The organism is Lutibacter sp. HS1-25, assembly GCF_004121075.1.
Lineage (GTDB): Bacteria > Bacteroidota > Bacteroidia > Flavobacteriales > Flavobacteriaceae > Lutibacter.
In genome coordinates, this window is the sequence record NZ_RHLN01000014.1 from 25,824 (window position 1) to 48,935 (window position 23,112).

Below are 23,112 nucleotides of genomic sequence, written 5' to 3' on the forward strand. Positions count from 1 at the left end.
AGTAAAGGCTGTATAAAAAGTAAACTTTTTATACAGCCTCTTATTTTATGCTATAATTGAAACACCATTTAAATCGGTTGTTAGCACATCACTCATATAATCAAAATAAGGACGCATTGCTTTGTATGAATTTGTAACTTCTTCTAAAAAATTAGGACTTAAGATTTCCTCATCCGTAAAATTACGAATTACAATAAATTGTTTCATTCGTATCAAATCCATATCAGGATGTTCTTTATCAAAGCCACGTGGTGCAGTTTTTAAAGCATCACCTTTTAAAGTTCCAAAATACTTTACAAATGTTGGATTGGTGATTATTTGTCGTATTTCAGAAGCATCCATTTCAAATTCTTTTCTAATTCGCAATAAATCTTCTTTATTTGGTTCCCAAAAACCACCAGCTAAAAAACTTTCTCCTGGTCTAATTCGCAAATAATAACCGCCCCTTAACTTATTGGTAGCTCTTGAAAAACTTCCTGCAAAATGAGGTTTGTAAGGTGTTTTGTCTAAAGAAAAACGCACATCACGATAAATGCGAAACAATTTAAATTGATCAATATCATCATGCAACTTTAACTGTTCTAAAATGGCATTGTAAAACTCTTTGGCCTTCTTTTGCTCTTTTTGAAATTCGGTTTTATGATCGTTAAACCAATCTCGATTGTTATTTTCTTTTAAAGAAGAAAGGAAATCGAGTGTGGTTTTTGATATTGAAGCCATGTTGAATGTTAGATTTTAAAGTTTAGAAATTAGAAGTTAAATATACGATATTAATTAAAATTAGTAACTAGCTTTCAAATTATACATTTTCTATCAATTATGGCTTCGACTTCGCTCAGCCACCATTAAACGTCCGATTTTAAACTTTAGAAGTTAGAAATACAATATTAGAAGTTAATTCTAAAAATTCGTAATTCGTAATTTATTTATGTCTTCCTTGCAAAACAGCTACAATATCTTTTAAAGTATAACCTTTAGCTTGTAGTAAAATTAAGTAATGAAACAACAAATCTGCTCCTTCATTTAAAAATAACGCTTCATTATCATCTTTTGCTTCAATAACAATTTCAACAGCCTCTTCACCTACTTTTTGAGCAATTTTATTGATACCTGCTTCAAACAAAGAAGCTACATAACTCTTTTTTGAATTGGCATCTTCTCTCCTACTTTTTATTACATCTTCTAATTCTGATAAAAATCCAAAAGACTGCTCGTTTGTTTCTTCCCAACAAGTATCTGTTCCTTTGTGGCAAGTTGGTCCAACAGGATTTACTTTAATCAACAAAGTATCTTGATCACAATCGTTTTTTATAGAAACCAAATTTAAAAAGTTTCCACTTTCTTCACCTTTGGTCCACAATCTGTTTTTTGTTCGACTATAAAAAGTCACTTTACCCGTTTCAATAGTTTTGGCATAAGCTTCTTGATTCATATACCCAAGCATTAACACTTTTTTTGTTATTGCATCTTGAATAATTGCCGGTACTAAACCATCGTTGTTTTTATTAAAATCTATATTCATAATTGTATGTTTTATGGTGATTGAGCTTAGTCGAAATCACAATTTATAGTTGTTTCTGATTTGCTCAACTACCAGTAAAATTATAATCTTACCGGAATATTATTCCTTTTTAATTCGTTTTTTAAATCTATAATTTCAATTTCTTTAAAATGAAAAACACTTGCTGCCAAAGCTGCATCGGCTTTTCCTTCAATAAAAGTATCGGTAAAATGTTGCATATTTCCTGCGCCACCCGAAGCAATTATTGGTATATTAACCAACTCACTTAAATAAGCCAAGGCTTTATTTGCAAATCCGTTTTTTGTACCATCGTGATCCATTGAGGTAAATAAAATTTCACCTGCCCCACGTTGTTCAACTTCTTTTGCCCAATCAAATAATTTGATATCTGTTGGCACTTTTCCACCAACCAAATGCACCATCCATTCTCCATTAATCTGTTTGGCATCAATAGCAACAACCACACACTGACTTCCAAATTTTGCGGCCAAATCGTTGATTAATTGCGGATTTTTTACTGCGGAAGAATTGATTGAAACTTTATCAGCTCCAGAATTTAGTAAAATTTCAACATCCTCAACTGATGAAATTCCACCACCAACAGTAAATGGAATATTCACCTTTTCAGCCACGTGCATCACCAGTTCAGCCAACGTTTTTCTGCGTTGTTCAGTTGCTGTAATATCTAAAAACACCAATTCATCGGCACCTTCATTTGCATAAATTTCAGCCAATTCAACAGGATCACCAGCATCGCGTAAATCTACAAAATTCACCCCTTTTACAGTTCTTCCGTTTTTAATATCAAGGCAAGGTATTATTCTTTTTGTTAACATTTTTTAAAGTTTGATATTAAATATTAAATATTAGAAGTATTCATTTTAGAATGCTTTTTTACTTCTAATATCGTATATCTAACCTTGTAATATAAATTGTTCTATTTGTTTCATACTAATTTTATGCTCGTAAATTGCTTTACCAACAATGGTTCCTTCGCAACCCATTTCAGCCAAACGCGGTAATTCATCGTATGTTGAAATTCCTCCTGAGGCAATTAGCTTAATCTTCTCGACTGCGCTCGAACTAACAAAATTGGTTTGATCTAATATTTTTTGATACAAAGCAAAAGACGGACCTTGTAACATACCATCTTTTGCAATATCGGTACAAATTACGTAGCGCACACCTTCTCTCATATAATTTTGAATAAATGGTATCAATTCCTCTTTACTTTCTTCTAACCAACCACTTACAGCAACTTTTTCGTCCATTGCATCGGCACCTAAAATAATTTTATTTGCTCCAAATTTTTGCAACCAACTTTTAAATGTATCAGGATTTTTAACAGCGATACTTCCACCAGTAATTTGATTTGCACCACTTTCAAAAGCAATACGCAAATCGTCATCAGATTTTAATCCACCACCAAAATCAATACTTAAATTTGTGTTTGAAGCGATACTTTCCAATACTTTATGATTTACAATATGACTTGCTTTTGCACCATCTAAATCTACCAAATGTAAATGTTTTACACCGTGTGCTTCAAACATTTTAGCTACCTCTAACGGATTTTCGTTATAAATTTTTTGTGTTGCGTAATCGCCTTTTGAAAGACGTACACATTTTCCGTTGATGATATCTATTGCTGGAATTATTCTCATTTTTTAATATATGATTTACGATATTAGATTTACGATATTTGATATAAGAAGTTTAAACTTTTAATATCAAATATTTAACTTCTAATATTCCTCTTCTTTTATTTACTATTTCTTCTTGCTGTATTTATTGAAGCTACTGTAATAGCCAACAGCTCATTTCCTTCTTTTTTTAACTGTTGAATTTCATCTAAATTATCAGTCATTATTTCTTCAAAAATTTCTAACCAATAAACACTTTCATCAATTTCTTCTTCAACTATTTTCAATTTATTGATAAAATCGGCTGTTGAACTTCTAATATCTAATATTGAACTTCTAACTTTAAAAAATTCTCAAGAATTTTAGCTCCTGCTTTGCTGCTTTTTTCGGGGTGAAATTGTACACCGTAAAAGTTTTTTTCTTGTAAAGCTGAGGCGTATGTAATTCCGTATTGGGTTGTTGCAATAGCTTCATTGTTTAACGAAACATAGTAACTATGCACCAAATACATATATTCTTTCTCGTTAATGCCTTCAAAAATAGCTGATTTCAAGTTTTCAATTTGATTCCACCCAATTTGAGGTACTTTTTCAGTAGCATCAAATTTTAACACGTCACAATCAAAAATACCCAAACCTTTTGTATCACCTTCTTCACAATACCTGCACATCAATTGCATTCCTAAACAAATTCCTAAAACAGGTTGTTTTAATGTTGGAATTACTTTGTCTAATCCGGTTGCTTTTAGCATTTCCATAGCACTGCTTGCTTCACCCACACCTGGAAAAATTACTTTATCGGCATTTCTAATTTCTTCTTCATCGTGCGATAAAACTGCTTCATAACCCAAACGCTGAATCGCAAATTTGATAGATTGAATATTTCCTGCACCGTAATTTATGATAACTATTTTCAATTTTTTAATTTTAAAAGTTAGATATTAGAAGTTAAAAGTTTAACTAACTTCATACTTCTAATATTTAATATTTCACCTTATAAAAGTCCTTTTGTACTTGGTAAAATCATTTTTTCAGGATCGCGTTTTACAGCAACCTTTATGGCCTTTGCAAATGCTTTAAAAATACCTTCAATTTTATGGTGTTCATTGGTGCCTTCAGCCTTAATATTAAGGTTACAACGTGCACCATCAGTAAACGATTTAAACAAATGATAAAACATTTCAGTTGGCATTTCACCAATTTTTTCTCGTTTAAAATCTGCATCCCAAACCAACCAGTTTCTACCACCAAAATCAATAGCTACTTGCGCTAAACAATCGTCCATTGGCAAACAAAAACCATAGCGTTCTATTCCTAATTTATTTCCTAAAGCCTTTGAAAATACTTCGCCCAAAGCAATCATAGTATCTTCAATAGTATGATGTTCATCTACTTCTAAATCGCCCTGAACCTGAATTGTTAAGTCCATACTTCCGTGACGCGCAATTTGATCTAGCATATGGTCAAAAAATGCAATTCCTGTTGAAATGTCGCTTTTACCAGTACCATCTAAATTTAATTTGATGTAAATTTTTGTTTCGTTGGTATTACGCGTTAATTCAGCAGTACGGTTTTTTAATTTTAAAAACTCGTAAATTTCTTGCCAATCGTTGCTTTCTAGTGCAATAAATGAATCCAAATCATTTCTTTTTACTGAAATTTCATTGATACCTAAATGGGTATTGTCATTTATAAAAATAGCTTTTGCATCTAAATTTTTTGCCAATTCAACATCGGTCAAACGATCTCCAATTACAAAAGAATTTTTCAAATCATATGCTTCTGTAAAATATTTGGTTAACAAACCTGTTTTTGGTTTTCGGGTATTGGCATTTTCGTGTGGAAAAGTTTTGTCAATAAACACATCTTGAAACACAACGCCTTCATTTTCAAAAGTATTCATAATAAAATTATGAACAGGCCAAAAAGTATCTTCAGGATACACATCAGTTCCTAAACCATCTTGATTGGTAATCATAGCCAATTCAAAATCCAATTCTTTGGCAATTTTACTTAAATAAGTAAATACTTTTGGATAAAAAACCAATTTTTCAAACGAGTCAATTTGCTCATCAGCTGGTTCTTTAATCATCGTTCCGTCACGGTCAATAAATAGTACTTTCTTCATTATTTTGCAATATCTCTTAATGCCTTAATTAACACTTTATTTTCATTTTTAGTACCTACTGTTAACCTCAACGTGTTTTCGCACAACGGTTGCGTGGTTCTATTTCTAATCACAATTCCTTTTTCTAACAGCTGATTGTATCTTTTAACAGCATCATCAACCTTTACCAAAATAAAATTTGCATCAGTTGGGTAAATTTTTTCGATATAAGAAACGGTGTTTAATCTTAACAATAACTTTTTACGTTCTTCTAATAAAATATCAATTTCTTCCTGAACTTTTTGCTGAGTTAACAAACGTCTTACAGCCTTTTGCTGTGTTAATTCGTTTACGTTATAAGGCGGTTTTATTTTGTTTAAAATTGAAATAATTTCTGTTGAAGCATAACAAATACCCAACCTTATACCTGCTAAACCATAAGCTTTAGATAAAGTTTGAGTGATTATTAAATTAGGAAATTCATTCAACCTTTTTAACCAACTTTTTTTAGATGAAAAATCGATATAAGCCTCATCTATTACTACCAAACCTGGAAATGAACTAAGTAAAACCTCTACAGCTTCATTTGAAAACGAATTCCCCGTTGGATTGTTTGGAGAGCATAAAAACAAAATTTTTGAATTTTCGTCTATTGCCTTTAAAATTTGAGCAATATTTGGTTCAAAACAAGGCGTTAATTGTACTGTTCTTTCTTCAACATTATTGATATTTGCCAACACATTATACATCCCGTAGGTTGGCGGTAATGTAATTACATTGTCTTGTTTTGGTTCACAAAAAGCCCTAAAAATCAAATCCAACACCTCATCACTTCCATTACCTAATAAAATTTGATCTACAGGAACACTTTTTAATTTAGATAATTCTATTTTAACATTTGTTTGTTGAGGATCTGGATACCTATTTACACCATTTATAAATGGATTTTCATTGGCATCTAAAAAAATCATATCTTTTTTAAACTCCTTATACTCATCTCTTGCCGATGAATAAGGTTTTAATTTTTTGATATTATCTCTAACTAATTTTTCAATTTTCATATTTTCATTTGTTATAGCAAGCAAACTTTATATTTTGTGTAACAACTAAATTGCTATTTAGCTTTTGCTTATTAAAATGACATTTATTTTAAACTATTTAAACGCAAAGTTACAGCATTTTTATGAGCATCTAACCCTTCTTCACCTGCCAATACTTCAATTGTTTTCCCTATATTTTGAATTCCTTTTTCTGAAATTTTTTGAAATGAAATCGCTTTTAAAAACGAATCTAAATTAACCCCAGAATATGCTTTTGTATAGCCATTTGTTGGCAATGTATGATTGGTGCCCGATGCATAATCACCTGCACTTTCAGGTGTATAATCACCTATAAAAACCGAACCCGCATTTTCAATACCATCAACATAAAAATCGTTTGTTTGAGTACAAACAATAAAATGCTCAGGACCGTACTCGTTAATCATGTTTAAAGCAATTTCTTTACTTTCAACATAAATTAATTTTGAATTTTCTATGGCTTTAATTGCTATTTCTTTTCTTGATAAAGCTTGTAATTGAGATTCTATTTCTTGCTCAACCTCAATTATTTTTTCTTTTGAAGTTGAAACTAATATCACCTGACTATCGGTTCCGTGTTCAGCCTGACTCAATAAATCGGAAGCTACAAAACTCGCATTGGCACTATCATCCGCAACTACCAATAACTCACTTGGACCTGCAGGCATATCAATAGCCACTCCAAATTTGGTTGCCAATTGTTTTGCAACAGTTACAAACTGGTTGCCTGGTCCAAATATTTTATAAACCTGCGGAATACTTTCCGTTCCAAAAGTCATTGCTGCAATAGCCTGAATACCACCTACTTTTAAAATTTTAGTAACACCACATTGTTGTGCAGCATAAATAATTGCTGGGTGAATTTTACCTTGTTTATTTGGTGGTGATGCCAATAAAATTTCTTTACAACCTGCAATATTAGCAGGTGTTGCCAACATTAACACCGTTGAAAAAAGTGGTGCCGTTCCTCCTGGAATATACAAACCAACTTTTTGAATTGGTCTTTTTTCTTGCCAACAAGCAACACCTTCAGTAGTTTCAATAGCTACTTTTGCTGTTTTTTGAGCTGCGTGAAATGCTGTTATATTTGTTTTTGCAACACAAATAGCCTCTTTCAGTTCATCAGAAACCAATTGTTCTGCTTCTATTATTTCTTCAGCTGAAACAAATAAATCTTCCAATTCAACTTTATCAAACATCGTAGTATATTGCCTTACAGCTTTATCTCCGTTTTGTTTAACATCGTTAAAAATTGCAATTACCTTTTCTTCAATAGCTTCAACAGTTTGAGTTGATCTTTCTAACAACTTTAACCATTCACTTTTTGGCGGATTTATTACTTTTTTCATTTTTTTTATTTATTTCCTATCCCCAACCCTTTCCAAACGAAAGGGAGTTGTTTTTATAGTTTCGACTTCGGTCTTTCAAATTAGCTTTAACAACTATAATGGTTTCGACTACGCTCAACCACCAATTTACTTCGGTCTTCGGTCTTCCGACTTTCAGACTTTTCACCTTTTATCCCCTTAGGAGGCTAGGGGGATTTTATAATACCATTTTTTCAATAGGCACAACCAACAAACCTTCAGCACCATTTTCTTTTAGCTGGTCTACAACTTCCCAAAAAGAGTCTTTATCAACAACGGTGTGTATAGAGCTCCAACCTGCTTCTGCCAAAGGCACTACAGTAGGACTTCTCATTCCTGGCAATATTTTTATAATGCTTTCAACTTTGTCGTTTGGCGCATTCATCAAAACATATTTTGATTTTCTTCCCTTTAAAACAGATTGAATTCTAAATAGTAATTTATTTAGTATTTGTTGATTTTCTTCAGAAATGTTTGGTGAAACAGCTAAAACAGCTTCACTAGTTAACATTTTTTCAACTTCTTTTAAATTGTTTTTAAACAAAGTACTACCACTCGAAACAATATCACAAATAGCATCGGCCAAACCAATACTTGGCGCAATTTCAACAGAACCATTGATTAGGTGAATATCTGGCGTAACATCAAACTTTTTAAAATAAGCTTTTACAGTATTTGGATAAGATGTTGCAATACGCATACCATCTAAATCTTTAATTCCTTTGTATTTTACACCTTTTGGAACAGCTATTGAAACTCTACATTTTGAAAAACCTAAACGCTCAGCAATAATGATATCATCTCCTTTTTCAATCAATACATTTTCGCCAATAATAGCAATATCAACTACGCCATCTCTTAAATACTGAGGAATATCTCCGTTTCGTAAATACAAAACTTCCATAGGAAAGTTACTTGCTGAAGCTTTTAATTGGTCTTTTCCATTGTCGATTGAAATACCACATTCTTTTAATAACTGAAGAGAATCTTCATTCAATCTACCTGCTTTTTGAACTGCAATTTTAATTTTGTTCATTCTTTTTGTTTTTATGTTTGAGTATTCAACATTTTTTAAGGTATATAAATAACAAACCCGCTTGAATTACTCAAACGGGTTTATAAATATATTTTGAATTTATTCAATACATTTTTAGCTCGCTTGATTGCCAGTATAAAAATGATGATGATGTAATTGAATAAAATTCATTGTTTTTATTATTTTAAAGCACAAATATAAATAAATGTTGAAAACATGTAAAGATTAAAATTAAAAAATTTACACATATTATTAAATCGTTAATTAATTAACATTAAAAATTATTATTTTTTTTAAAAAGCATACATAAAACCAAAACTTAAACGCATCGCATCTCTATTTTGATAATCATCTATAAATTGATTATTTACACTTCCGTCAAAAGAAAGTTTTTTATTTCCATAGTCTACTTCTACTCCAATAGTCATTCTTTCTATAGGATCATACATTAAATTTACAATTCCGTAATAGTGATAGTTTTCAACATTACCATTAATTAAAAATTCTGAAAAATCATTACTTTCTGAAAAAATTATACGATTTACATTGTCTAATTTAAAATTTGTATACCCTAACACAAAAGTGCTATGTATTTTTGGTGTATAAAATAATTCATACGATGCCCACCCTCCAAAAGCAGGAGTTGCATTTAATTGATTGTTAATATTTGGATAACCATCATAACCATACCCCTGAACACTTGTAATATATGCTGAAACACCTTTCCCTCCTGTTAATTGAAATTGAAAATTATTCAAATTATGTAAATAAATACCTGACAATGAAAATCCATACCCAATAAAATTATTTTGATGATCGTCATATATATAGTTCACATTTCTTAAAATTGACGAAAACCTAAGATGTCCCCAATTGTTTTCATATTTTAAAGCAGCACTAAAATCGGGTGTTGTTTGATAGGCTTCTTCAAGCAATGGTTCAATTTCTCCATATTTTTCATAATCTATAATGGGTGCATTAAAAGACAATACATATTTCCAATTTTTATTTCTAAACGAATTAAAATAACTCAACTGAGGTGCTCTTACCCAAATTCCAGAAGGTGGACCTTCCCATTCCATAATATTTGGCCAAAGTTCATCATCACCATATTGAACCCAAGATTGTCCAATTAACCAATGGTCAGTGGCCACATAAGCTTTTCTTAATCTCATTTTACCATTTCCTCCCCAAAAATCAAATTCAACAACACCATTTACTTGCTTTCCTTTTTTGGTCATAACCAAAGACTCAAACTTTATTTGAGTTTGGTATAAATCTACCTTAAAACTCCCCGAATCATCGGTTCCAAAAACGTTGATATTGCCTACATTAAAAGTTTCACTGTCTTGCAAACCTCCAAAAAAATCAAAATAACCGTTCATTTTTAAACTTACGCCTATACTTCCTTTTACTTTAGATTGCCCATTTATACTGTCTTTTGAAGCATAATTTATAAACTTTTCTTGTGAAAAACTTATCGCACAAAAAATAAAACCCATAAAAATTGTAAGTGTTTTTTTCATTTTATATCAATTTATATGAATCAATATTACAAAATATCCAGATTTATTTATATTATTAAACCTATAAATAATTTAAGCATTCTTAATATTTTTAAATTTACTTATGCATAATTTAAAACACTTAAAGATTAAATGTTAAAAACTACTTAATAAGTGCTTTAATTCTATAAAAACTAAATTATCTATTTCTAATATACACTCTACTAAGTCAAGCTATTTTTAAAATCACATTAACACAGTCTAAACTTACTGCTATAATTTACCTTTAATAACTGCCATAATTTTGTCTACAGCTGCTTGTGGCGAATCTAATGGTGTTTTTATTTCTACAGTAGGATTTATTGGTGCTTCGTAAGCAGAGCTAATTCCTGTGAAGTTTTTAATTTCTCCTCTTCTGGCCTTTTTATACAAGCCTTTTACGTCTCGTTGTTCACAAATTTCTAAAGCAGTATTTACATAAACTTCAACATAATTATCGGCGCCAACAATTTCTTTTATTTCTTCGCGTGTTTTAATATAAGGCGAAATAAATGCTGCTATTACAACAACTCCTGCATCTATAAAAAGTTTTGCAACTTCAGCCGTTCTACGTAAATTTTCATTTCTATCTTCTTTTGAAAAAGCCAAATTTTTATTTAAACCCCTACGTAAATTATCACCATCTAATGAATAAGTATGAATATTTAGTTGGTGTAAACGCTTTTCCAATAAATTGGCAATGGTAGATTTTCCTGAACCCGACAAACCAGTAAACCACACCAAAAATGAATGATGTTTGTTTATTTTTTCACGATCTTGCCTGTTAATTGTGTATTCCTGCTTAACTATGTTGTTTGTGCTCATTTTTCAACTATAAAAAAAGGGTTCAACAAATTTTCTTTATTGTAATATAACTCATTTTCTTTTGTATCCTGCCAAACTTTCAATCCAACTGCATTGCAAATTGCGTGACCAGCAGCTGTATCCCACTCCATTGTTGGCGCAAATCTTGGATATACTGTTGCTTCACCTTCAGCAACCAAACAAAATTTTAACGAACTACCTTTTGAAACAATTTCAACCTGCTTACCTTGATTCTCTATACTTTGAATGAATGCTTCCGTTTCAGCACTTTTATGTGATCGACTTCCAACAACCTTGATTATTTGCTGATTAATATCCAAAGGTTTTATTTCATCTTTTGAAGAAAACAATCCTTCAACTGTAAATTTATGAGCATTTAAAACAGTTTTATAAGCCTTTAAATCATCAACTATTCCGTAATATAAAGTTTTGGTTACAGGTACATAAATAACACCTAAAACAGGCTTGTTATTTTTAATCAATGCAATATTTACTGTAAATTCTCCATTTCGTTTTACAAATTCTTTGGTACCATCTAATGGATCAACCATCCAACAAATGTCCCATTTTTTACGTTCCGAAAAATCTGTTTGCTTGTTTTCTTCACTAATAATTGGAATAGCCGTTTTTATTAAAAATGAATTGATAACCTTATTGGCATTTTGATCTGCCATAGTTAAAGGCGAATTGTCTGATTTTATTTCTACTTTAAAATCTTCAGCATAGATTTTCATGATTTCTAAACCTGCCTCTATTGCTGCTTCAATTGCAATTTTTAATAATTTTCTCATGTGTTTTGGTACACTTTTCAGGTAATAAATCTGTTATATTGAAAAATTTTATTACTTATTTTTCAAACTTTCCAACTCTAAATATTTAGTTACAAAAGCTTTCACCCCTTCTTCTAAATTAGTAGTTGGTTTAAAATTTATATACTCAAATAAACTTTCTACATTGGCATAAGTAGATTGTACATCACCAGGCTGCATTGGTTTAAAAATTACTTTACCTTTTTTACCCAAAGCTTTTTCAACAGCCTTTACAAAATCCATTAGTGCAACAGGACTATTATTTCCTATGTTAAATATTTGATATGCTTTTGAACTTTTTGAAGGTGTTGGTTTTTTAGGATTGAAATCTGGATTGTTTTCTTTAGGAGCTAAAGGAATCAATCTTTTTATACTTTCAACAATATCAGCTACATACGTAAAATCTCGACTCATATCTCCGTTGTTAAAAACCTCAAATTCTCTGTCATTAACCATGGCTTCTGTAAATAAATGCAATGCCATATCTGGTCGTCCCCAAGGACCATAAACTGTAAAGAAACGCAATCCGGTACACGGAATTTGATATAAATTAGCATAAGAATGCGCCATCATTTCATTGGCTTTTTTACTTGCTGCATAAATTGCCAACGGATGATCTGTACAATTATCTTCCTGAAAAGGAATTTCTTCACTTAAACCATAAACCGAACTTGACGATGCAAAAATCAAATGCTCTACAGGATACGCTCTACAACTTTCTAAAATATTTAAAAAACCTGTAATATTACTGTCAACATACGAATGCGGATTTTTTAATGAATACCTTACACCTGCTTGTGCTGCCAAATTAACAACATAATTAAATTGTTGTGTTTTAAATAGTTCTTTTATATTTTCAAGATCTGTTAAATCTAATTTCACAAACGAAATTTGATCTATTACAAGCAACTTATTGTATTCTATTTCAGCAGTATCAAAACCCAAATCTGTTAATCTTGCCAACTTTAAATTAGGATCGTAATAATTGTTTATATTGTCTAAACCTACTACATCATAACCAGATTGAACCAATAATTTTGTAAGATGATGACCTATAAATCCAGCCATTCCTGTAACCAATACCTTTTTATTTTTCATTGTATTTATTTTATTACTTCGGAAACTTTTACCAAGATGTTTATTTAAAAAAAATCTTTATTTAAGTTTTTATTTTATAACTTTTTCTCTTTCAACAAAAATAGAATTAATAACCAAAATTAGGTAACATATCCTTTATTTATTTTGAAATAGTATCATTTTAAGTGGATAAAACTATTTAAATTTGAATATTAAATTATTATTAAAATGAATAAACAATTGATAGAATGCGTTCCAAATATTAGTGAAGGACGCGATACTGCTAAAATAAATGCCATTGCCGCTGTTGTAGAGACTGTTGATGGGGTTAGATTATTAGAAATTGATCCAGGTAAAGCAACAAACAGAACTGTAATTACTTTTGTTGGTGAACCAAATCAAGTTATTGAAGCTGCTTTTCTATTGATTAAAAAAGCTTCGGAGTTGATTGATATGCGCAAACACAAAGGCGAACATCCTCGTTTTGGCGCCACCGATGTTTGTCCGTTGATTCCTATTTCAGGAATTACCTTAGATGAAACCGCTGTTTATGCACATAAATTGGGCGAACGTGTGGGAAAAGAATTAGAAATTTCGGGTTATTTTTATGAAAATGCAGCTACAGAACCAAAACGAAAAAATTTAGCTAGTTGTCGTGCTGGTGAATACGAAGGCTTGAAAGAAAAAGTTGCAAAACCAGATTGGAAACCAGATTTTGGACCTACTGAATACAACGAACAAATGGCAAAATCGGGCTGTACAGCCATATCTGCACGAGATTTTTTAATTGCATATAACATTAATTTAAATACCACTTCAACCCGAAGAGCAAATGCCATAGCTTTTGATATTCGTGAAGCTGGAAGGGTTCAATATGAAAATGGTGTTTCAGGAAAAATTGCACTGGATAAAAATGGAGAACCAATTCGCATACCCGGAAAATTAAAAGCCGTAAAAGGTATTGGTTGGTATATTGAAGAGTATGGAATTGCACAAATTTCGTACAATTTAACAAATATCAATATTACACCATTACACATTGCATTTGACGAAACTGTAAAAGCAGCTACCGAACGAGGTTTGCGTGTAACTGGTTCAGAGTTAATAGGTTTAATTCCTTTAAAAGCAATGTTAGCTGCTAGTGATTATTTTTTAACAAAACAAAATAGGTCTTTAGGAATTTCAGAAGAAGAAAAAATTAAAATCGCTGTAAAATCTTTAGGGTTAGACGATTTAAAACCTTTTAACCCTCAAGAAAAAATAATTGAATATTTACTTAAAGACAACTCTAAAAAATTGGTTGATTTAACCATCAGTAATTTTGCCGAAGAAACTGCTGGAGAGTCTATGGCTCCAGGTGGAGGTTCAATTGCTGCTTATGTTGGTGCGCTTGGTGTTTCGCTTGGTACGATGGTTGCAAACTTATCGGCTCACAAAGCTGGTTGGGACGAAAAATGGGAATATTACTCAAATTGGGCGGTAAAAGGACAAGCATATAAAAATAAATTATTGTATTTGGTTGATGAAGATACCAATGCTTTTAACAAAATTATTGAAGGTTTTAGAATGCCTAAAACAACTTCTGAAGAAATTGAAAATCGCAAATTAGCTATAGAAAATGCCACTAAATATGCAACTGAAATTCCTTTTGAAGTGATGGAAACAGCTTTTAATTCTATTGAAGTTATGCAGGCTATGTTAAAAGAAGGCTTGCAAAGTTCTTTGTCTGATGCTGCTGTTGGTGTATTGTGCGCCAAAACAGCGGTTGTAGGTGCTTATTTTAATGTTAGAATCAATGCAAAAGATATAAAAGACCGTGTTTTTGCCAACGATATTTTAAAACGTGCTCAAATAATTTACGAAAAAACAATGAAAGCTGAACAAGAGGTTATTGCCTTAGTAGACAGTAAAATGTAATTGAGAATTGAGCATAAAAAAACCGTCTAAAAATTTATTTCTAGACGGTTTTTTTATGGTAAATATTAATTAAAATAGTATCCAATTGTTAATTGAAAAACACTATTACTTTTTCCATAATCGTAATACCAGTATCCTGGTGGTGGACTTTTAACATACCCTTTCCAAACGTTTGTTAATCCACCAATATAACGTGCATTCACATTAAAACCATTGTCAAATTTATATCCTAAACCAACTATAAAATCAAAAGATGCAGTTGTTAAGTTGTCTTTTAAATTAACAAACTCTTTTTCTGAACCATCGGCAGTTTTGGCTGATAATAAAAAACCTACTTGAGGACCAATTTCAAAAGAAGCGCCTTCACTATAATAATATTTAAAAACAAGAGGAATATTTAAATAGTCAAATTTATAATTGTCTTCAGCCAACGTAATAAAATTACCATTTGAATCCCTAAATGTTCCACCATTGTAATGAAATCCTTGACCTGAATACATAATTTCTGGCTGTACTGATGTTACAGGTGATGTTTCAATTTCAGCAACTAAACCTACATTAAAAGAAGTTCTGTAACGAATTCCGTTGATATTGTCTCCCATTATTGAAGGAAAATTCACACCTCCCTTAATACCAAAAGAAGCTTGAGCTTTTACACCTGTAGTACCAAGCAAAGCAATAAACACAATTGCAATAATTTTTTTCATAATAAATATTTTTGATTTAAATTTTTAAACAAATATATCATTTTTATTTTGGGAGATAAACTATAAAATGTAATTTCAACAAATGAAATGGAACTCGGCGCTTAACGACTATCAGCTATTTTTAAAAATAGAAAAAGGGTTGGCAAAAAACTCAATAGACAGCTATTCTTTAGATGTAAAAAAATTGATTTCTTTTTTAGAAGAAAATGAAATCAAGGTATCTCCTATTACAATTACTTTAGAAAACATTCAAGAGTTTATTTATCACGTTTCCAAAGATTTAAATGCGCGTTCACAAGCACGTTTAATTTCTGGACTTCGTAATTTTTTTGATTATTTAATTTTTGAAGATTACCGCAAAGACAATCCGACAGAATTGTTAGAATCACCAAAAATTGGACGAAAATTACCCGATACATTGGCTATTGAAGAAATAGATAAAATTATAAACACCATAGACTTATGCACTCCACACGGAGAACGCAACAGAACTATTTTAGAAACTTTGTATAGTTGTGGCCTGCGCGTTTCTGAATTGATAGACTTACAAATTTCTGATTTGTTTTTTGATGAAGGCTTTATACGAGTTATTGGAAAAGGAAACAAACAACGATTTGTACCTATTAATACACATACTCAAAAGTACATTAATTTATACCTTCAACACAACAGACGCCTTATAAAAGCTCAAAAAGGTTTTGAAGATACTGTTTTTTTAAACAGACGAGGTAAAAAGTTAACCCGTGTTATGATTTTTACCATTATTAAAGATCTAACCATTGAAGCTGGTATTGATAAAAAAATTAGTCCGCATACATTTAGACATTCTTTTGCAACTCATTTACTAGAACGCGGCGCCGATTTAAGAGCAATACAACAAATGCTTGGTCACGAAAGCATTACAACAACCGAAATTTACATGCACGTAGATAAAAGCTTTTTAAAACAGGTAATGCAAAATTTTCATCCAAGAAAATAATTTACAAAAACAAAAAAACCATCTAAAAAAGTTTTAAAATACGTCATTCTTAATTTATTTCAGGTTGACGACAGTTTTTTTTTAGACAGCTTTTTTTGAAATTTTTTAATCATTAAACTCTCAGTAAAAACTAAGATTTAAATGCTAAAATTGTTTTTTTAATAATTGAAACACAATCCAATAATTGTTCTTCATTCATAACCAAAGGTGGCGCAAAACGAATAATATTTCCGTGTGTTGGTTTTGCTAACAATCCGTTATCACGCAGTTTTAAACAAATATCCCAAGCAGTTGAGCTATCTTCAGTATCATTAATTACAATGGCATTTAACAAACCTTTACCCCTAACTAATTTAATTAAAGTATTGGTTTCAATAAATTTTTGAAGTTCACTTCTAAAAAGTTGACCTAATTTTTCAGCGTTTTCAGCCAATTGTTCGTCTTTTACAACTTCTAACGCCGCAATTGCAACGGCACAAGCCAAAGGATTACCTCCAAAAGTAGAACCATGTTGACCAGGTTTTATAACATTCATAATTTCACTACTCGAAAAAACTGCAGAAACAGGGTAAACTCCACCACTCATTGCTTTTCCTAAAATTAAAATATCTGGCTGAACATTTTCGTGGTTTACTGCCAATAATTTTCCGGTTCTGGCAACTCCCGTTTGAACTTCATCTGCAATAAATAATACACCGTATTTTTCACACAATGCTTTTGCTTTAGACAAATAACCTTCAGATGGAACATAAACTCCTGCTTCACCTTGTATAGGTTCAACTAAAAAACCTGCAATATTTTTACGCGATTTTAAAGTAGTTTCTAATGCTTCAAGATTGTTGTATTCAATTTTTATAAAACCTGCTGTAAAAGGACCAAAGTTTTTACGCGCATCTTCATCATTAGAAAATGAAATAATGGTAGTTGTTCTTCCGTGAAAATTATTTTTACAAACAATAATTTCTGCCTCATTTTCAGGAATTCCCTTTTTTTCATAAGCGTATTTTCTACATAATTTTATTGCCGTTTCTACAGCTTCAGCCCCAGTATTCATTGGCAATACTTTTTCAAAACCAAAATATGTAGTAACATATTGCTCGTATTTTCCAAGCACATCATTATAAAAAGCGCGAGATGTTAGTGTTAATTTAGCAGCCTGTTTAGTTAAAGCATTTATAATTTTAGGGTGACAATGCCCTTGATTAACAGCTGAATATGCCGATAAAAAGTCGTAATAACGTTTACCCTCAACATCCCAAACGTACACACCTTCACCCCTACTTAAAACCACTGGCAGCGGATGGTAATTATGAGCTCCGTATTTATCTTCTAAATCAATTGCTTGTTGTGATGCATTTTTTTCTGAAACCATCGTAATAAAAAAGTTTAAAATTGAAAAATATCAATTCCTGCTTTTGGAGAGAAATCATCCTATTTAATTGGCAAATTACAAAATATTCAACATAAAATAGAATGTTCAAAACAAATTAATTAACAATTAGAATTTCCATAAAAAACAACTAAAAAAATTGTGATTAATATTACATAAAACAATATATTTTTAACTAAATTTGTTAACGTATTTAAAAATATTAAAAAATGAAAAAAACCGTATTTATTGTTGCAATGGCTGCTCTTTTTTTAACTAGTTGTGGTGAAAAAAAGCAAGAAAAAGAAGTTGAAGTAATTGAAACTCCAGAAGTAGAAACTGTTGAGGAAACTGTTAGTGCTGCTGTAATTGTTGGAGATCTTGAATTAGGAAAAAAATTATTTACCGATAAAACTTGTGCTACTTGTCACCAAGCAGATGCTAAACTTATTGGTCCTTCTATAAAAGATATTAATAAAGTGTATACTGAGCAAAATGCTGATATTGTTACATTTTTAACTGGTAACTCAGCTCCTATTGTAGATACTGACCCAGGTATGGTTGCTATTATGAAAGCAAATTTAGATGGTTTTGTAAAAGACTTATCTGCTGAAGAATTGGCTTCTATAGCATTGTACATGCAAAGCATCAAATAATTTTATATTAAAGAAATTTAAAAGCATCTCTTTCGAGATGCTTTTTTTATGCCAATTTGTTACATTTGCACCATGGCAAGAAGAAAAACACCAATTATATTTGAGAACATTGAAGTTTTAGATGCTGGGGCACGTGGAAAAACCATTGCTAAAGCACCAGACGGACGTGTAATATTTTTATCAAATACTGTTCCTGGCGATATTGTAGATATACGTACCGGAAAGCAAAAAAAAGCTTACTTTGAGGGTACTGCTATAAAATTTCATAAACTATCAACCAAAAGAACCGAACCCGTTTGTCAGCATTTTGAACATTGCGGTGGTTGTAAGTGGCAAAATATGGCTTACGAACATCAGATAGCCTATAAAGAAAAAGAAGTTACCAATAATTTAAAGCGAATTGGCCATTTAGATTTACCTGAAATTACACCAATTTTGGGTTGCGAAAACATATATTATTATCGTAATAAAATGGAATATTCGTTTTCTAACAGTCGTTGGTTAACTTTAGATGAAATCAATTCTAAAGAAGAAGTTGACAACAAAAATGCCTGTGGTTTTCATATTTCAGGAATGTGGGATAAAATTTTAGACATTGAAAAATGTCATCTACAAGAAGAACCTTCAAACCAAATTCGCAACTTTATCAAAAAATACGGTATTGAAAACGAATTGGATTTTTTCAACCCAAGAGAACAATCGGGATTGTTGCGTACCATTATGCTTCGAATTGCATCAACAGGTGAAATTATGGTTGTTATTCAGTTTTTTAAAGAAGAAACCGCAAAAAGAGAAGGTTTATTAAATGCCCTTTCTGAAGAATTTCCTCAAATTACTTCACTTCAATATGTAATTAACGGTAAAGGTAACGATACCATTTACGATCAGGACATCCTGCTTTTTAAAGGTAGAGATCATATTTTTGAAGAAATGGAAGGCTTAAAATTTAAAATTGGTCCAAAATCATTTTACCAAACAAACTCTGTTCAAGCATACGAATTGTATAAAATTACAAGAGATTTTGCCAATCTTTCTGGAGATGAAGTTGTTTACGATTTTTATACAGGAACAGGAACCATTGCACAATTTGTTGCAAAAAATGCAAAAAAAGTAATTGGAGTTGAATCTGTTCCAGATGCCATTGCCGATGCAAAATTAAATGCCGAATTTAACAATATTAAAAATGTTGAATTTTATGCAGGTGATATGAAAGATGTTTTTAATGATGCTTTTATTAAAAAACACGGTCAGCCAGATGTTATAATTACAGACCCTCCTCGTGATGGAATGCACAAAAATGTGGTTGCTAAAATTTTGGAAATTTCGCCAAAAAGAATTGTATATGTAAGTTGCAATTCTGCTACACAAGCACGTGATTTAGAATTGATGAAAGCGCAATACAATATTGTAAAAACACAGGCTGTAGATATGTTTCCGCAAACTTTTCATGTAGAAAACGTGGTACTTTTAGAATTAAAATAACAAAAATGAAAAAGTATATTCTACTAATTTTAACTGCAATAATAGCGCTAAGTAGTTGCGAACAAGATAATATTTGTGTTGAAGCCACTACGCCAAACCTAAGTATTCGGTTTTACGATTATACAAACCCAACTAGCTTAAAAGATGTAACAGAATTAACCGTTTGGGCCGCTGGAAAAGATTCGTTATACATAAAAAATACAACCGACTCAATTTCAATGCCTTTAGATGTCAATAAAAATTTCACCTATTATATTTTAGCGACTGAAAAAAATATTGATACTATAAAATTCTCTTACAATAGAAATGATATTTATGTAAGTCGCTCATGTGGTTACAAAACTATATTTGAAGAATTTACAGCTGAAATAAACACCAGCACTTGGATAAAACAAATTGAAATAATTAATACCATTATAAATAATGATACAGCTGCGCAAGTTAACATTTATCATTAGTATCTTATTTACTTTTGGTACTGTAAATGCTCAACAGGAAAAAGATACCACCCATGTAGAACAAGTCTATGGAATTAGATTTGGAGCAGATATTAGTGTGCCTATTATTTCTTTTATTAAAGAAGGTTATAGTGGTTATGAAATTGTTGCTGACGCACGTGTTTATAAAAATATTTATGCAGCCGTTGAATTTGGACATAATGATGCAACAACTGTTGAAGATTTTATGAATTTTACCACAAAAGGAGATTACTTTAAAATTGGGGCAAACTACAATGCCTACGAAAACTGGGAAGGTATGACCAACGAAATTTACGTTGGTTTTAGATACGGATTTAGCAAATTTAGCCAAACGTTAAACAGCTACACCCCAAATGTTTACGGAACTTACCTTACACCCGAAATTATTGAAGTAAATGAGCTTCATCCAGATTTAAATGCACATTGGCTAGAGTTTATTTTAGGTATTAGAGCCGAAACTTTTAAAAACTTTTATATGGGTTTTAGTGTAGGTTTTAAAGCAATGTTAAGTACTAAAGAGCCTGAAAATTTCCAAAATTTATATGTTCCTGGGTTTTACAAAGTTTCGTTAAACAATCTTGGTTTTGGCTTTAATTACACTTTAACTTATCTTATTCCATACGCTAGAAAGTAATTATTTTTTGTACTTTTAGTCAAATTTAATTTCAGTTTCATGGTATTAATTCTAAATATGGATTTAGTTGATTTCATTTCAAAAAAAATCTAAAAGTTAAAATTACATTTAAACTGTAACTAATTTAAAAACAAACATTTAAACGCATTAGACTTGTTAAAATGATTTCTAAAAAAGTAATATCCTTGTTTACCTTTGGTGTGTTTTTGCTAATTGCAGGCGCAATTTCAAAACTTTTTAATGCTGCTCAGGCCAATATAATTATGGCTACAGGGTTATTATTTGAGTTATTGGCAGGTTTGCTATTTATTTGGAATAAAATTAAAAGTAATGAGTAAAAAAAAATTAAGTAGTTTAGAAGATTTAGGTGGATTTGTATTTTCAACAAATAATAGTTTTGAGTTTGAAAATGAAGAAAGTGAAGAAACCTTAGTTCCTAACAAACAATATTTAGAAGCACATTTTTCAAACAAAGGAAGAGGTGGTAAAACAGTCACTATTATTTCAGGATTTGTAGGCAAAGAAGACGATTTAAAATCTTTGGGGAAATTATTAAAAACAAAATGTGGTGTTGGTGGAAGTGTGAAGGATAATGAAATTGTGATTCAAGGAAATTATCGGGATAAAATAATGGAAATTCTTAAAAAAGAAGGATATAACGTAAAACGTGTAGGAGGATAATTATGAAAAAAATAGCAGCTTCAGAATTAATTTTAAATCCAGATGGTAGTGTTTATCATTTAAATTTAAAACCCGAAAATATTGCAACAAATATCATTTTTGTTGGCGATCAAAATAGAGTATCTAAAATTACAGCTCATTTTGATGAAATTGAATTTGAAACTCAAAAAAGAGAATTTAAAACTGCTACCGGTAGTTATAAAGGTACTAGAATAAGTGTGATTTCAACAGGAATTGGACCCGACAATATTGATATTGTTATGAACGAGCTCGACGCTTTGTTTAATATTGATCTTGAAACTCGTACTATAAAACCAAAACATACGGCCTTAAATATTGTAAGAATTGGAACTTCAGGATCTTTACAAAATGATATTCCGGTTGATAGTTTTGTTTTAGCAAAATACGGTTTGGGCTTTGATGGTGTATTGCATTCCTACGATTGCGAACACATTTTAGATGCTGATTTTGAAAATGCTTTTATCAAACACACCCAATGGAATAGCCGAAAAGCAAGACCTTACATTGTTAAAAACAGTGCAGTTTTAGAAAAAAAATTATCAAGTAATCAGGTTTTTTTAGGCGTAACTGCAACTGCTGTTGGTTTTTATGGACCTCAGGGACGCGTGCTTCGTTTAGCGCTTGAAGATCCTCAGCTAAATAACAAAATTGACAGCTTTGAATATAATGGACTTAGAATTACAAATCTGGAAATGGAAACATCAGCCATTTACGGTTTATCTAAATTATTAGGACACCATGCCTGTTCTATGAATGCGATTATTGCCAATCGTGCAAATGGTACTTTTAGTAAAGATCCTTATAAACCTGTAAATGATCTTATTGTTTACACCTTAAATAAATTAAGCGAATAAAAAATAAATTGTATATTTCAGCGTTAAAATTATAATAAATACCATCAGAATGAAAAAAACTGCTTTATATATCATAGGAATTACTTTAATAAGTTTAACTTTAATTAATTGTGGGTCTACCAAAAAAGGGTGTGGATTAAGTAGTGATGCAACTAAAATTGAACAAGTACCTACAGCACAAGCTTCATTGATTGCTGAAAAGTAATATTAAATAACATATTATAACAAAATTAAAAAACCGCTTAAAAACGGTTTTTTTTTGCAATTAATCATGTAATTTTGAATTCACCCCTACAGTACTAATTTCGTAATTCGTTGTTTAATT

At 30.9% G+C, this 23,112-nt stretch carries 26 protein-coding genes; 10 read left to right on the plus strand and 16 right to left on the minus strand.

Annotated elements, in window-relative coordinates; all coding sequences use genetic code 11:
- Window positions 1-45: 45 nt before the first annotated feature.
- The 14 genes from EC396_RS06940 to EC396_RS07005 all read right to left on the minus strand — a co-directional run bounded on the left by EC396_RS06940 (window position 46) and on the right by EC396_RS07005 (window position 13,029).
- Window positions 46-720 (minus strand): DUF2461 domain-containing protein, encoded by a 675-nt coding sequence (locus tag EC396_RS06940; RefSeq protein ID WP_129365983.1) that lies wholly within the window; start codon window positions 718-720, stop codon window positions 46-48.
- 202 nt (window positions 721-922) lie between these two features.
- The gene (hisIE, locus tag EC396_RS06945) at window positions 923-1,522 is read right to left on the minus strand and encodes a bifunctional phosphoribosyl-AMP cyclohydrolase/phosphoribosyl-ATP diphosphatase HisIE (RefSeq protein WP_129365984.1); all 600 of its coding nucleotides are present in this window, start codon (window positions 1,520-1,522) and stop codon (window positions 923-925) included.
- Between the two features lie 80 nt (window positions 1,523-1,602).
- A complete protein-coding gene (gene hisF, locus EC396_RS06950) occupies window positions 1,603-2,358 on the minus strand; it encodes an imidazole glycerol phosphate synthase subunit HisF (protein WP_129365985.1) in 756 nt (251 codons plus the stop codon).
- 78 nt (window positions 2,359-2,436) lie between these two features.
- The gene (gene hisA / locus EC396_RS06955) at window positions 2,437-3,186 is read right to left on the minus strand and encodes a 1-(5-phosphoribosyl)-5-[(5-phosphoribosylamino)methylideneamino]imidazole-4-carboxamide isomerase (protein WP_129365986.1); all 750 of its coding nucleotides are present in this window, start codon (window positions 3,184-3,186) and stop codon (window positions 2,437-2,439) included.
- A gap of 98 nt (window positions 3,187-3,284) precedes the next feature.
- A complete protein-coding gene (locus tag EC396_RS06960) occupies window positions 3,285-3,494 on the minus strand; it encodes a four helix bundle protein (protein WP_129365987.1) in 210 nt (69 codons plus the stop codon).
- Window positions 3,488-4,081, minus strand: coding sequence for an imidazole glycerol phosphate synthase subunit HisH (gene hisH / locus EC396_RS06965; protein WP_129365988.1), 594 nt, complete (start codon window positions 4,079-4,081; stop codon window positions 3,488-3,490). The genes EC396_RS06960 and hisH overlap by 7 nt, the downstream gene beginning before the upstream one ends.
- 77 nt (window positions 4,082-4,158) lie before the next feature.
- Window positions 4,159-5,292, minus strand: coding sequence for a bifunctional histidinol-phosphatase/imidazoleglycerol-phosphate dehydratase HisB (gene hisB, locus EC396_RS06970; protein ID WP_129365989.1), 1,134 nt, complete (start codon window positions 5,290-5,292; stop codon window positions 4,159-4,161).
- Window positions 5,292-6,332 (minus strand): histidinol-phosphate transaminase, encoded by a 1,041-nt coding sequence (gene hisC, locus EC396_RS06975; RefSeq protein WP_129365990.1) that lies wholly within the window; start codon window positions 6,330-6,332, stop codon window positions 5,292-5,294. Before hisC ends, hisB begins: the two co-directional genes overlap by 1 nt.
- A gap of 83 nt (window positions 6,333-6,415) precedes the next feature.
- Window positions 6,416-7,699, minus strand: a complete 1,284-nt coding sequence (hisD, locus tag EC396_RS06980; protein WP_129365991.1) for a histidinol dehydrogenase — start codon at window positions 7,697-7,699, stop codon at window positions 6,416-6,418.
- A gap of 196 nt (window positions 7,700-7,895) precedes the next feature.
- The gene (gene hisG / locus EC396_RS06985; RefSeq protein WP_129365992.1) at window positions 7,896-8,753 is read right to left on the minus strand and encodes an ATP phosphoribosyltransferase; all 858 of its coding nucleotides are present in this window, start codon (window positions 8,751-8,753) and stop codon (window positions 7,896-7,898) included.
- A gap of 293 nt (window positions 8,754-9,046) precedes the next feature.
- Window positions 9,047-10,279, minus strand: coding sequence for a hypothetical protein (locus tag EC396_RS06990; protein ID WP_129365993.1), 1,233 nt, complete (start codon window positions 10,277-10,279; stop codon window positions 9,047-9,049).
- Window positions 10,280-10,531: 252 nt separating this feature from the next.
- Window positions 10,532-11,122 carry an adenylyl-sulfate kinase gene (gene cysC, locus EC396_RS06995; RefSeq protein WP_129365994.1) on the minus strand — a complete coding sequence of 197 codons (591 nt, stop codon included), beginning with the start codon at window positions 11,120-11,122 and terminating at the stop codon, window positions 10,532-10,534.
- Window positions 11,119-11,913: a 3'(2'),5'-bisphosphate nucleotidase CysQ gene (gene cysQ / locus EC396_RS07000; protein WP_129365995.1), complete on the minus strand. Its 795-nt coding sequence runs from the start codon at window positions 11,911-11,913 to the stop codon at window positions 11,119-11,121. Before cysQ ends, cysC begins: the two co-directional genes overlap by 4 nt.
- Before the next feature lie 51 nt (window positions 11,914-11,964).
- Window positions 11,965-13,029: an NAD-dependent epimerase/dehydratase family protein gene (locus EC396_RS07005; protein WP_129365996.1), complete on the minus strand. Its 1,065-nt coding sequence runs from the start codon at window positions 13,027-13,029 to the stop codon at window positions 11,965-11,967.
- 207 nt (window positions 13,030-13,236) lie between these two features.
- Between EC396_RS07005 and ftcD the strand changes: the two genes are divergently transcribed.
- Window positions 13,237-14,925 carry a glutamate formimidoyltransferase gene (gene ftcD / locus EC396_RS07010; protein WP_129365997.1) on the plus strand — a complete coding sequence of 563 codons (1,689 nt, stop codon included), beginning with the start codon at window positions 13,237-13,239 and terminating at the stop codon, window positions 14,923-14,925.
- A 65-nt stretch (window positions 14,926-14,990) separates the two neighbouring features.
- Here the strand turns inward: ftcD and EC396_RS07015 are convergent, their stop codons facing one another.
- A complete protein-coding gene (locus EC396_RS07015) occupies window positions 14,991-15,632 on the minus strand; it encodes a porin family protein (RefSeq protein ID WP_129365998.1) in 642 nt (213 codons plus the stop codon).
- A gap of 82 nt (window positions 15,633-15,714) precedes the next feature.
- Here EC396_RS07015 and xerD point away from each other — a divergent pair, with 82 nt between their 5' ends.
- Window positions 15,715-16,611, plus strand: coding sequence for a site-specific tyrosine recombinase XerD (gene xerD / locus EC396_RS07020; protein WP_129365999.1), 897 nt, complete (start codon window positions 15,715-15,717; stop codon window positions 16,609-16,611).
- Between the two features lie 130 nt (window positions 16,612-16,741).
- Here the strand turns inward: xerD and rocD are convergent, their stop codons facing one another.
- Window positions 16,742-17,983, minus strand: a complete 1,242-nt coding sequence (gene rocD, locus EC396_RS07025; RefSeq protein WP_129366000.1) for an ornithine--oxo-acid transaminase — start codon at window positions 17,981-17,983, stop codon at window positions 16,742-16,744.
- 227 nt (window positions 17,984-18,210) lie between these two features.
- On the opposite strand from rocD, the gene EC396_RS07030 reads away from it, so the two are divergent.
- From EC396_RS07030 to EC396_RS17845, 8 genes are all read left to right on the plus strand, one after another.
- A complete protein-coding gene (locus EC396_RS07030; protein WP_129366001.1) occupies window positions 18,211-18,636 on the plus strand; it encodes a c-type cytochrome in 426 nt (141 codons plus the stop codon).
- Between the two features lie 72 nt (window positions 18,637-18,708).
- Window positions 18,709-20,118, plus strand: coding sequence for a 23S rRNA (uracil(1939)-C(5))-methyltransferase RlmD (gene rlmD / locus EC396_RS07035; protein WP_129366002.1), 1,410 nt, complete (start codon window positions 18,709-18,711; stop codon window positions 20,116-20,118).
- A 5-nt stretch (window positions 20,119-20,123) separates the two neighbouring features.
- The gene (locus tag EC396_RS07040) at window positions 20,124-20,576 is read left to right on the plus strand and encodes a DUF6452 family protein (protein ID WP_129366003.1); all 453 of its coding nucleotides are present in this window, start codon (window positions 20,124-20,126) and stop codon (window positions 20,574-20,576) included.
- Entirely contained in the window at window positions 20,542-21,231 is a 690-nt protein-coding gene (locus EC396_RS07045) for a DUF6048 family protein (protein ID WP_129366004.1), read from the plus strand. Before EC396_RS07040 ends, EC396_RS07045 begins: the two co-directional genes overlap by 35 nt.
- Window positions 21,232-21,392: 161 nt before the next feature.
- Window positions 21,393-21,569, plus strand: coding sequence for a hypothetical protein (locus EC396_RS17840; protein ID WP_164975218.1), 177 nt, complete (start codon window positions 21,393-21,395; stop codon window positions 21,567-21,569).
- A complete protein-coding gene (locus EC396_RS07050) occupies window positions 21,562-21,912 on the plus strand; it encodes a translation initiation factor (RefSeq protein ID WP_129366005.1) in 351 nt (116 codons plus the stop codon). The genes EC396_RS17840 and EC396_RS07050 overlap by 8 nt, the downstream gene beginning before the upstream one ends.
- Before the next feature lie 2 nt (window positions 21,913-21,914).
- Entirely contained in the window at window positions 21,915-22,787 is an 873-nt protein-coding gene (locus EC396_RS07055; protein ID WP_129366006.1) for a nucleoside phosphorylase, read from the plus strand.
- A 49-nt stretch (window positions 22,788-22,836) separates the two neighbouring features.
- Window positions 22,837-22,992 (plus strand): hypothetical protein, encoded by a 156-nt coding sequence (locus EC396_RS17845; protein ID WP_164975219.1) that lies wholly within the window; start codon window positions 22,837-22,839, stop codon window positions 22,990-22,992.
- Window positions 22,993-23,112: the final 120 nt, after the last annotated feature.

Excerpts from the sequence above, each read along its gene's own strand:
- EC396_RS17840 (WP_164975218.1), top strand. The coding sequence starts at position 21,393 with ATGATTTCTAAAAAAGTAATATCCTTGTTTACCTTTGGTGTGTTTTTG.
- hisB (WP_129365989.1), bottom strand. The coding sequence starts at position 5,292 with ATGAAGAAAGTACTATTTATTGACCGTGACGGAACGATGATTAAAGAA.
- EC396_RS07015 (WP_129365998.1), bottom strand. The coding sequence starts at position 15,632 with ATGAAAAAAATTATTGCAATTGTGTTTATTGCTTTGCTTGGTACTACA.
- hisC (WP_129365990.1), bottom strand. The coding sequence starts at position 6,332 with ATGAAAATTGAAAAATTAGTTAGAGATAATATCAAAAAATTAAAACCT.
- EC396_RS07055 (WP_129366006.1), top strand. The coding sequence starts at position 21,915 with ATGAAAAAAATAGCAGCTTCAGAATTAATTTTAAATCCAGATGGTAGT.
- EC396_RS07040 (WP_129366003.1), top strand. The coding sequence starts at position 20,124 with ATGAAAAAGTATATTCTACTAATTTTAACTGCAATAATAGCGCTAAGT.
- hisIE (WP_129365984.1), bottom strand. The coding sequence starts at position 1,522 with ATGAATATAGATTTTAATAAAAACAACGATGGTTTAGTACCGGCAATT.
- rocD (WP_129366000.1), bottom strand. The coding sequence starts at position 17,983 with ATGGTTTCAGAAAAAAATGCATCACAACAAGCAATTGATTTAGAAGAT.
- cysQ (WP_129365995.1), bottom strand. The coding sequence starts at position 11,913 with ATGAGAAAATTATTAAAAATTGCAATTGAAGCAGCAATAGAGGCAGGT.
- EC396_RS06990 (WP_129365993.1), bottom strand. The coding sequence starts at position 10,279 with ATGAAAAAAACACTTACAATTTTTATGGGTTTTATTTTTTGTGCGATA.
- hisD (WP_129365991.1), bottom strand. The coding sequence starts at position 7,699 with ATGAAAAAAGTAATAAATCCGCCAAAAAGTGAATGGTTAAAGTTGTTA.
- EC396_RS07005 (WP_129365996.1), bottom strand. The coding sequence starts at position 13,029 with ATGAAAAATAAAAAGGTATTGGTTACAGGAATGGCTGGATTTATAGGT.
- hisA (WP_129365986.1), bottom strand. The coding sequence starts at position 3,186 with ATGAGAATAATTCCAGCAATAGATATCATCAACGGAAAATGTGTACGT.
- EC396_RS07030 (WP_129366001.1), top strand. The coding sequence starts at position 18,211 with ATGAAAAAAACCGTATTTATTGTTGCAATGGCTGCTCTTTTTTTAACT.
- xerD (WP_129365999.1), top strand. The coding sequence starts at position 15,715 with ATGAAATGGAACTCGGCGCTTAACGACTATCAGCTATTTTTAAAAATA.
- EC396_RS07045 (WP_129366004.1), top strand. The coding sequence starts at position 20,542 with ATGATACAGCTGCGCAAGTTAACATTTATCATTAGTATCTTATTTACT.
- cysC (WP_129365994.1), bottom strand. The coding sequence starts at position 11,122 with ATGAGCACAAACAACATAGTTAAGCAGGAATACACAATTAACAGGCAA.
- rlmD (WP_129366002.1), top strand. The coding sequence starts at position 18,709 with ATGGCAAGAAGAAAAACACCAATTATATTTGAGAACATTGAAGTTTTA.
- EC396_RS07050 (WP_129366005.1), top strand. The coding sequence starts at position 21,562 with ATGAGTAAAAAAAAATTAAGTAGTTTAGAAGATTTAGGTGGATTTGTA.
- hisG (WP_129365992.1), bottom strand. The coding sequence starts at position 8,753 with ATGAACAAAATTAAAATTGCAGTTCAAAAAGCAGGTAGATTGAATGAA.
- ftcD (WP_129365997.1), top strand. The coding sequence starts at position 13,237 with ATGAATAAACAATTGATAGAATGCGTTCCAAATATTAGTGAAGGACGC.
- EC396_RS17845 (WP_164975219.1), top strand. The coding sequence starts at position 22,837 with ATGAAAAAAACTGCTTTATATATCATAGGAATTACTTTAATAAGTTTA.
- EC396_RS06940 (WP_129365983.1), bottom strand. The coding sequence starts at position 720 with ATGGCTTCAATATCAAAAACCACACTCGATTTCCTTTCTTCTTTAAAA.
- hisF (WP_129365985.1), bottom strand. The coding sequence starts at position 2,358 with ATGTTAACAAAAAGAATAATACCTTGCCTTGATATTAAAAACGGAAGA.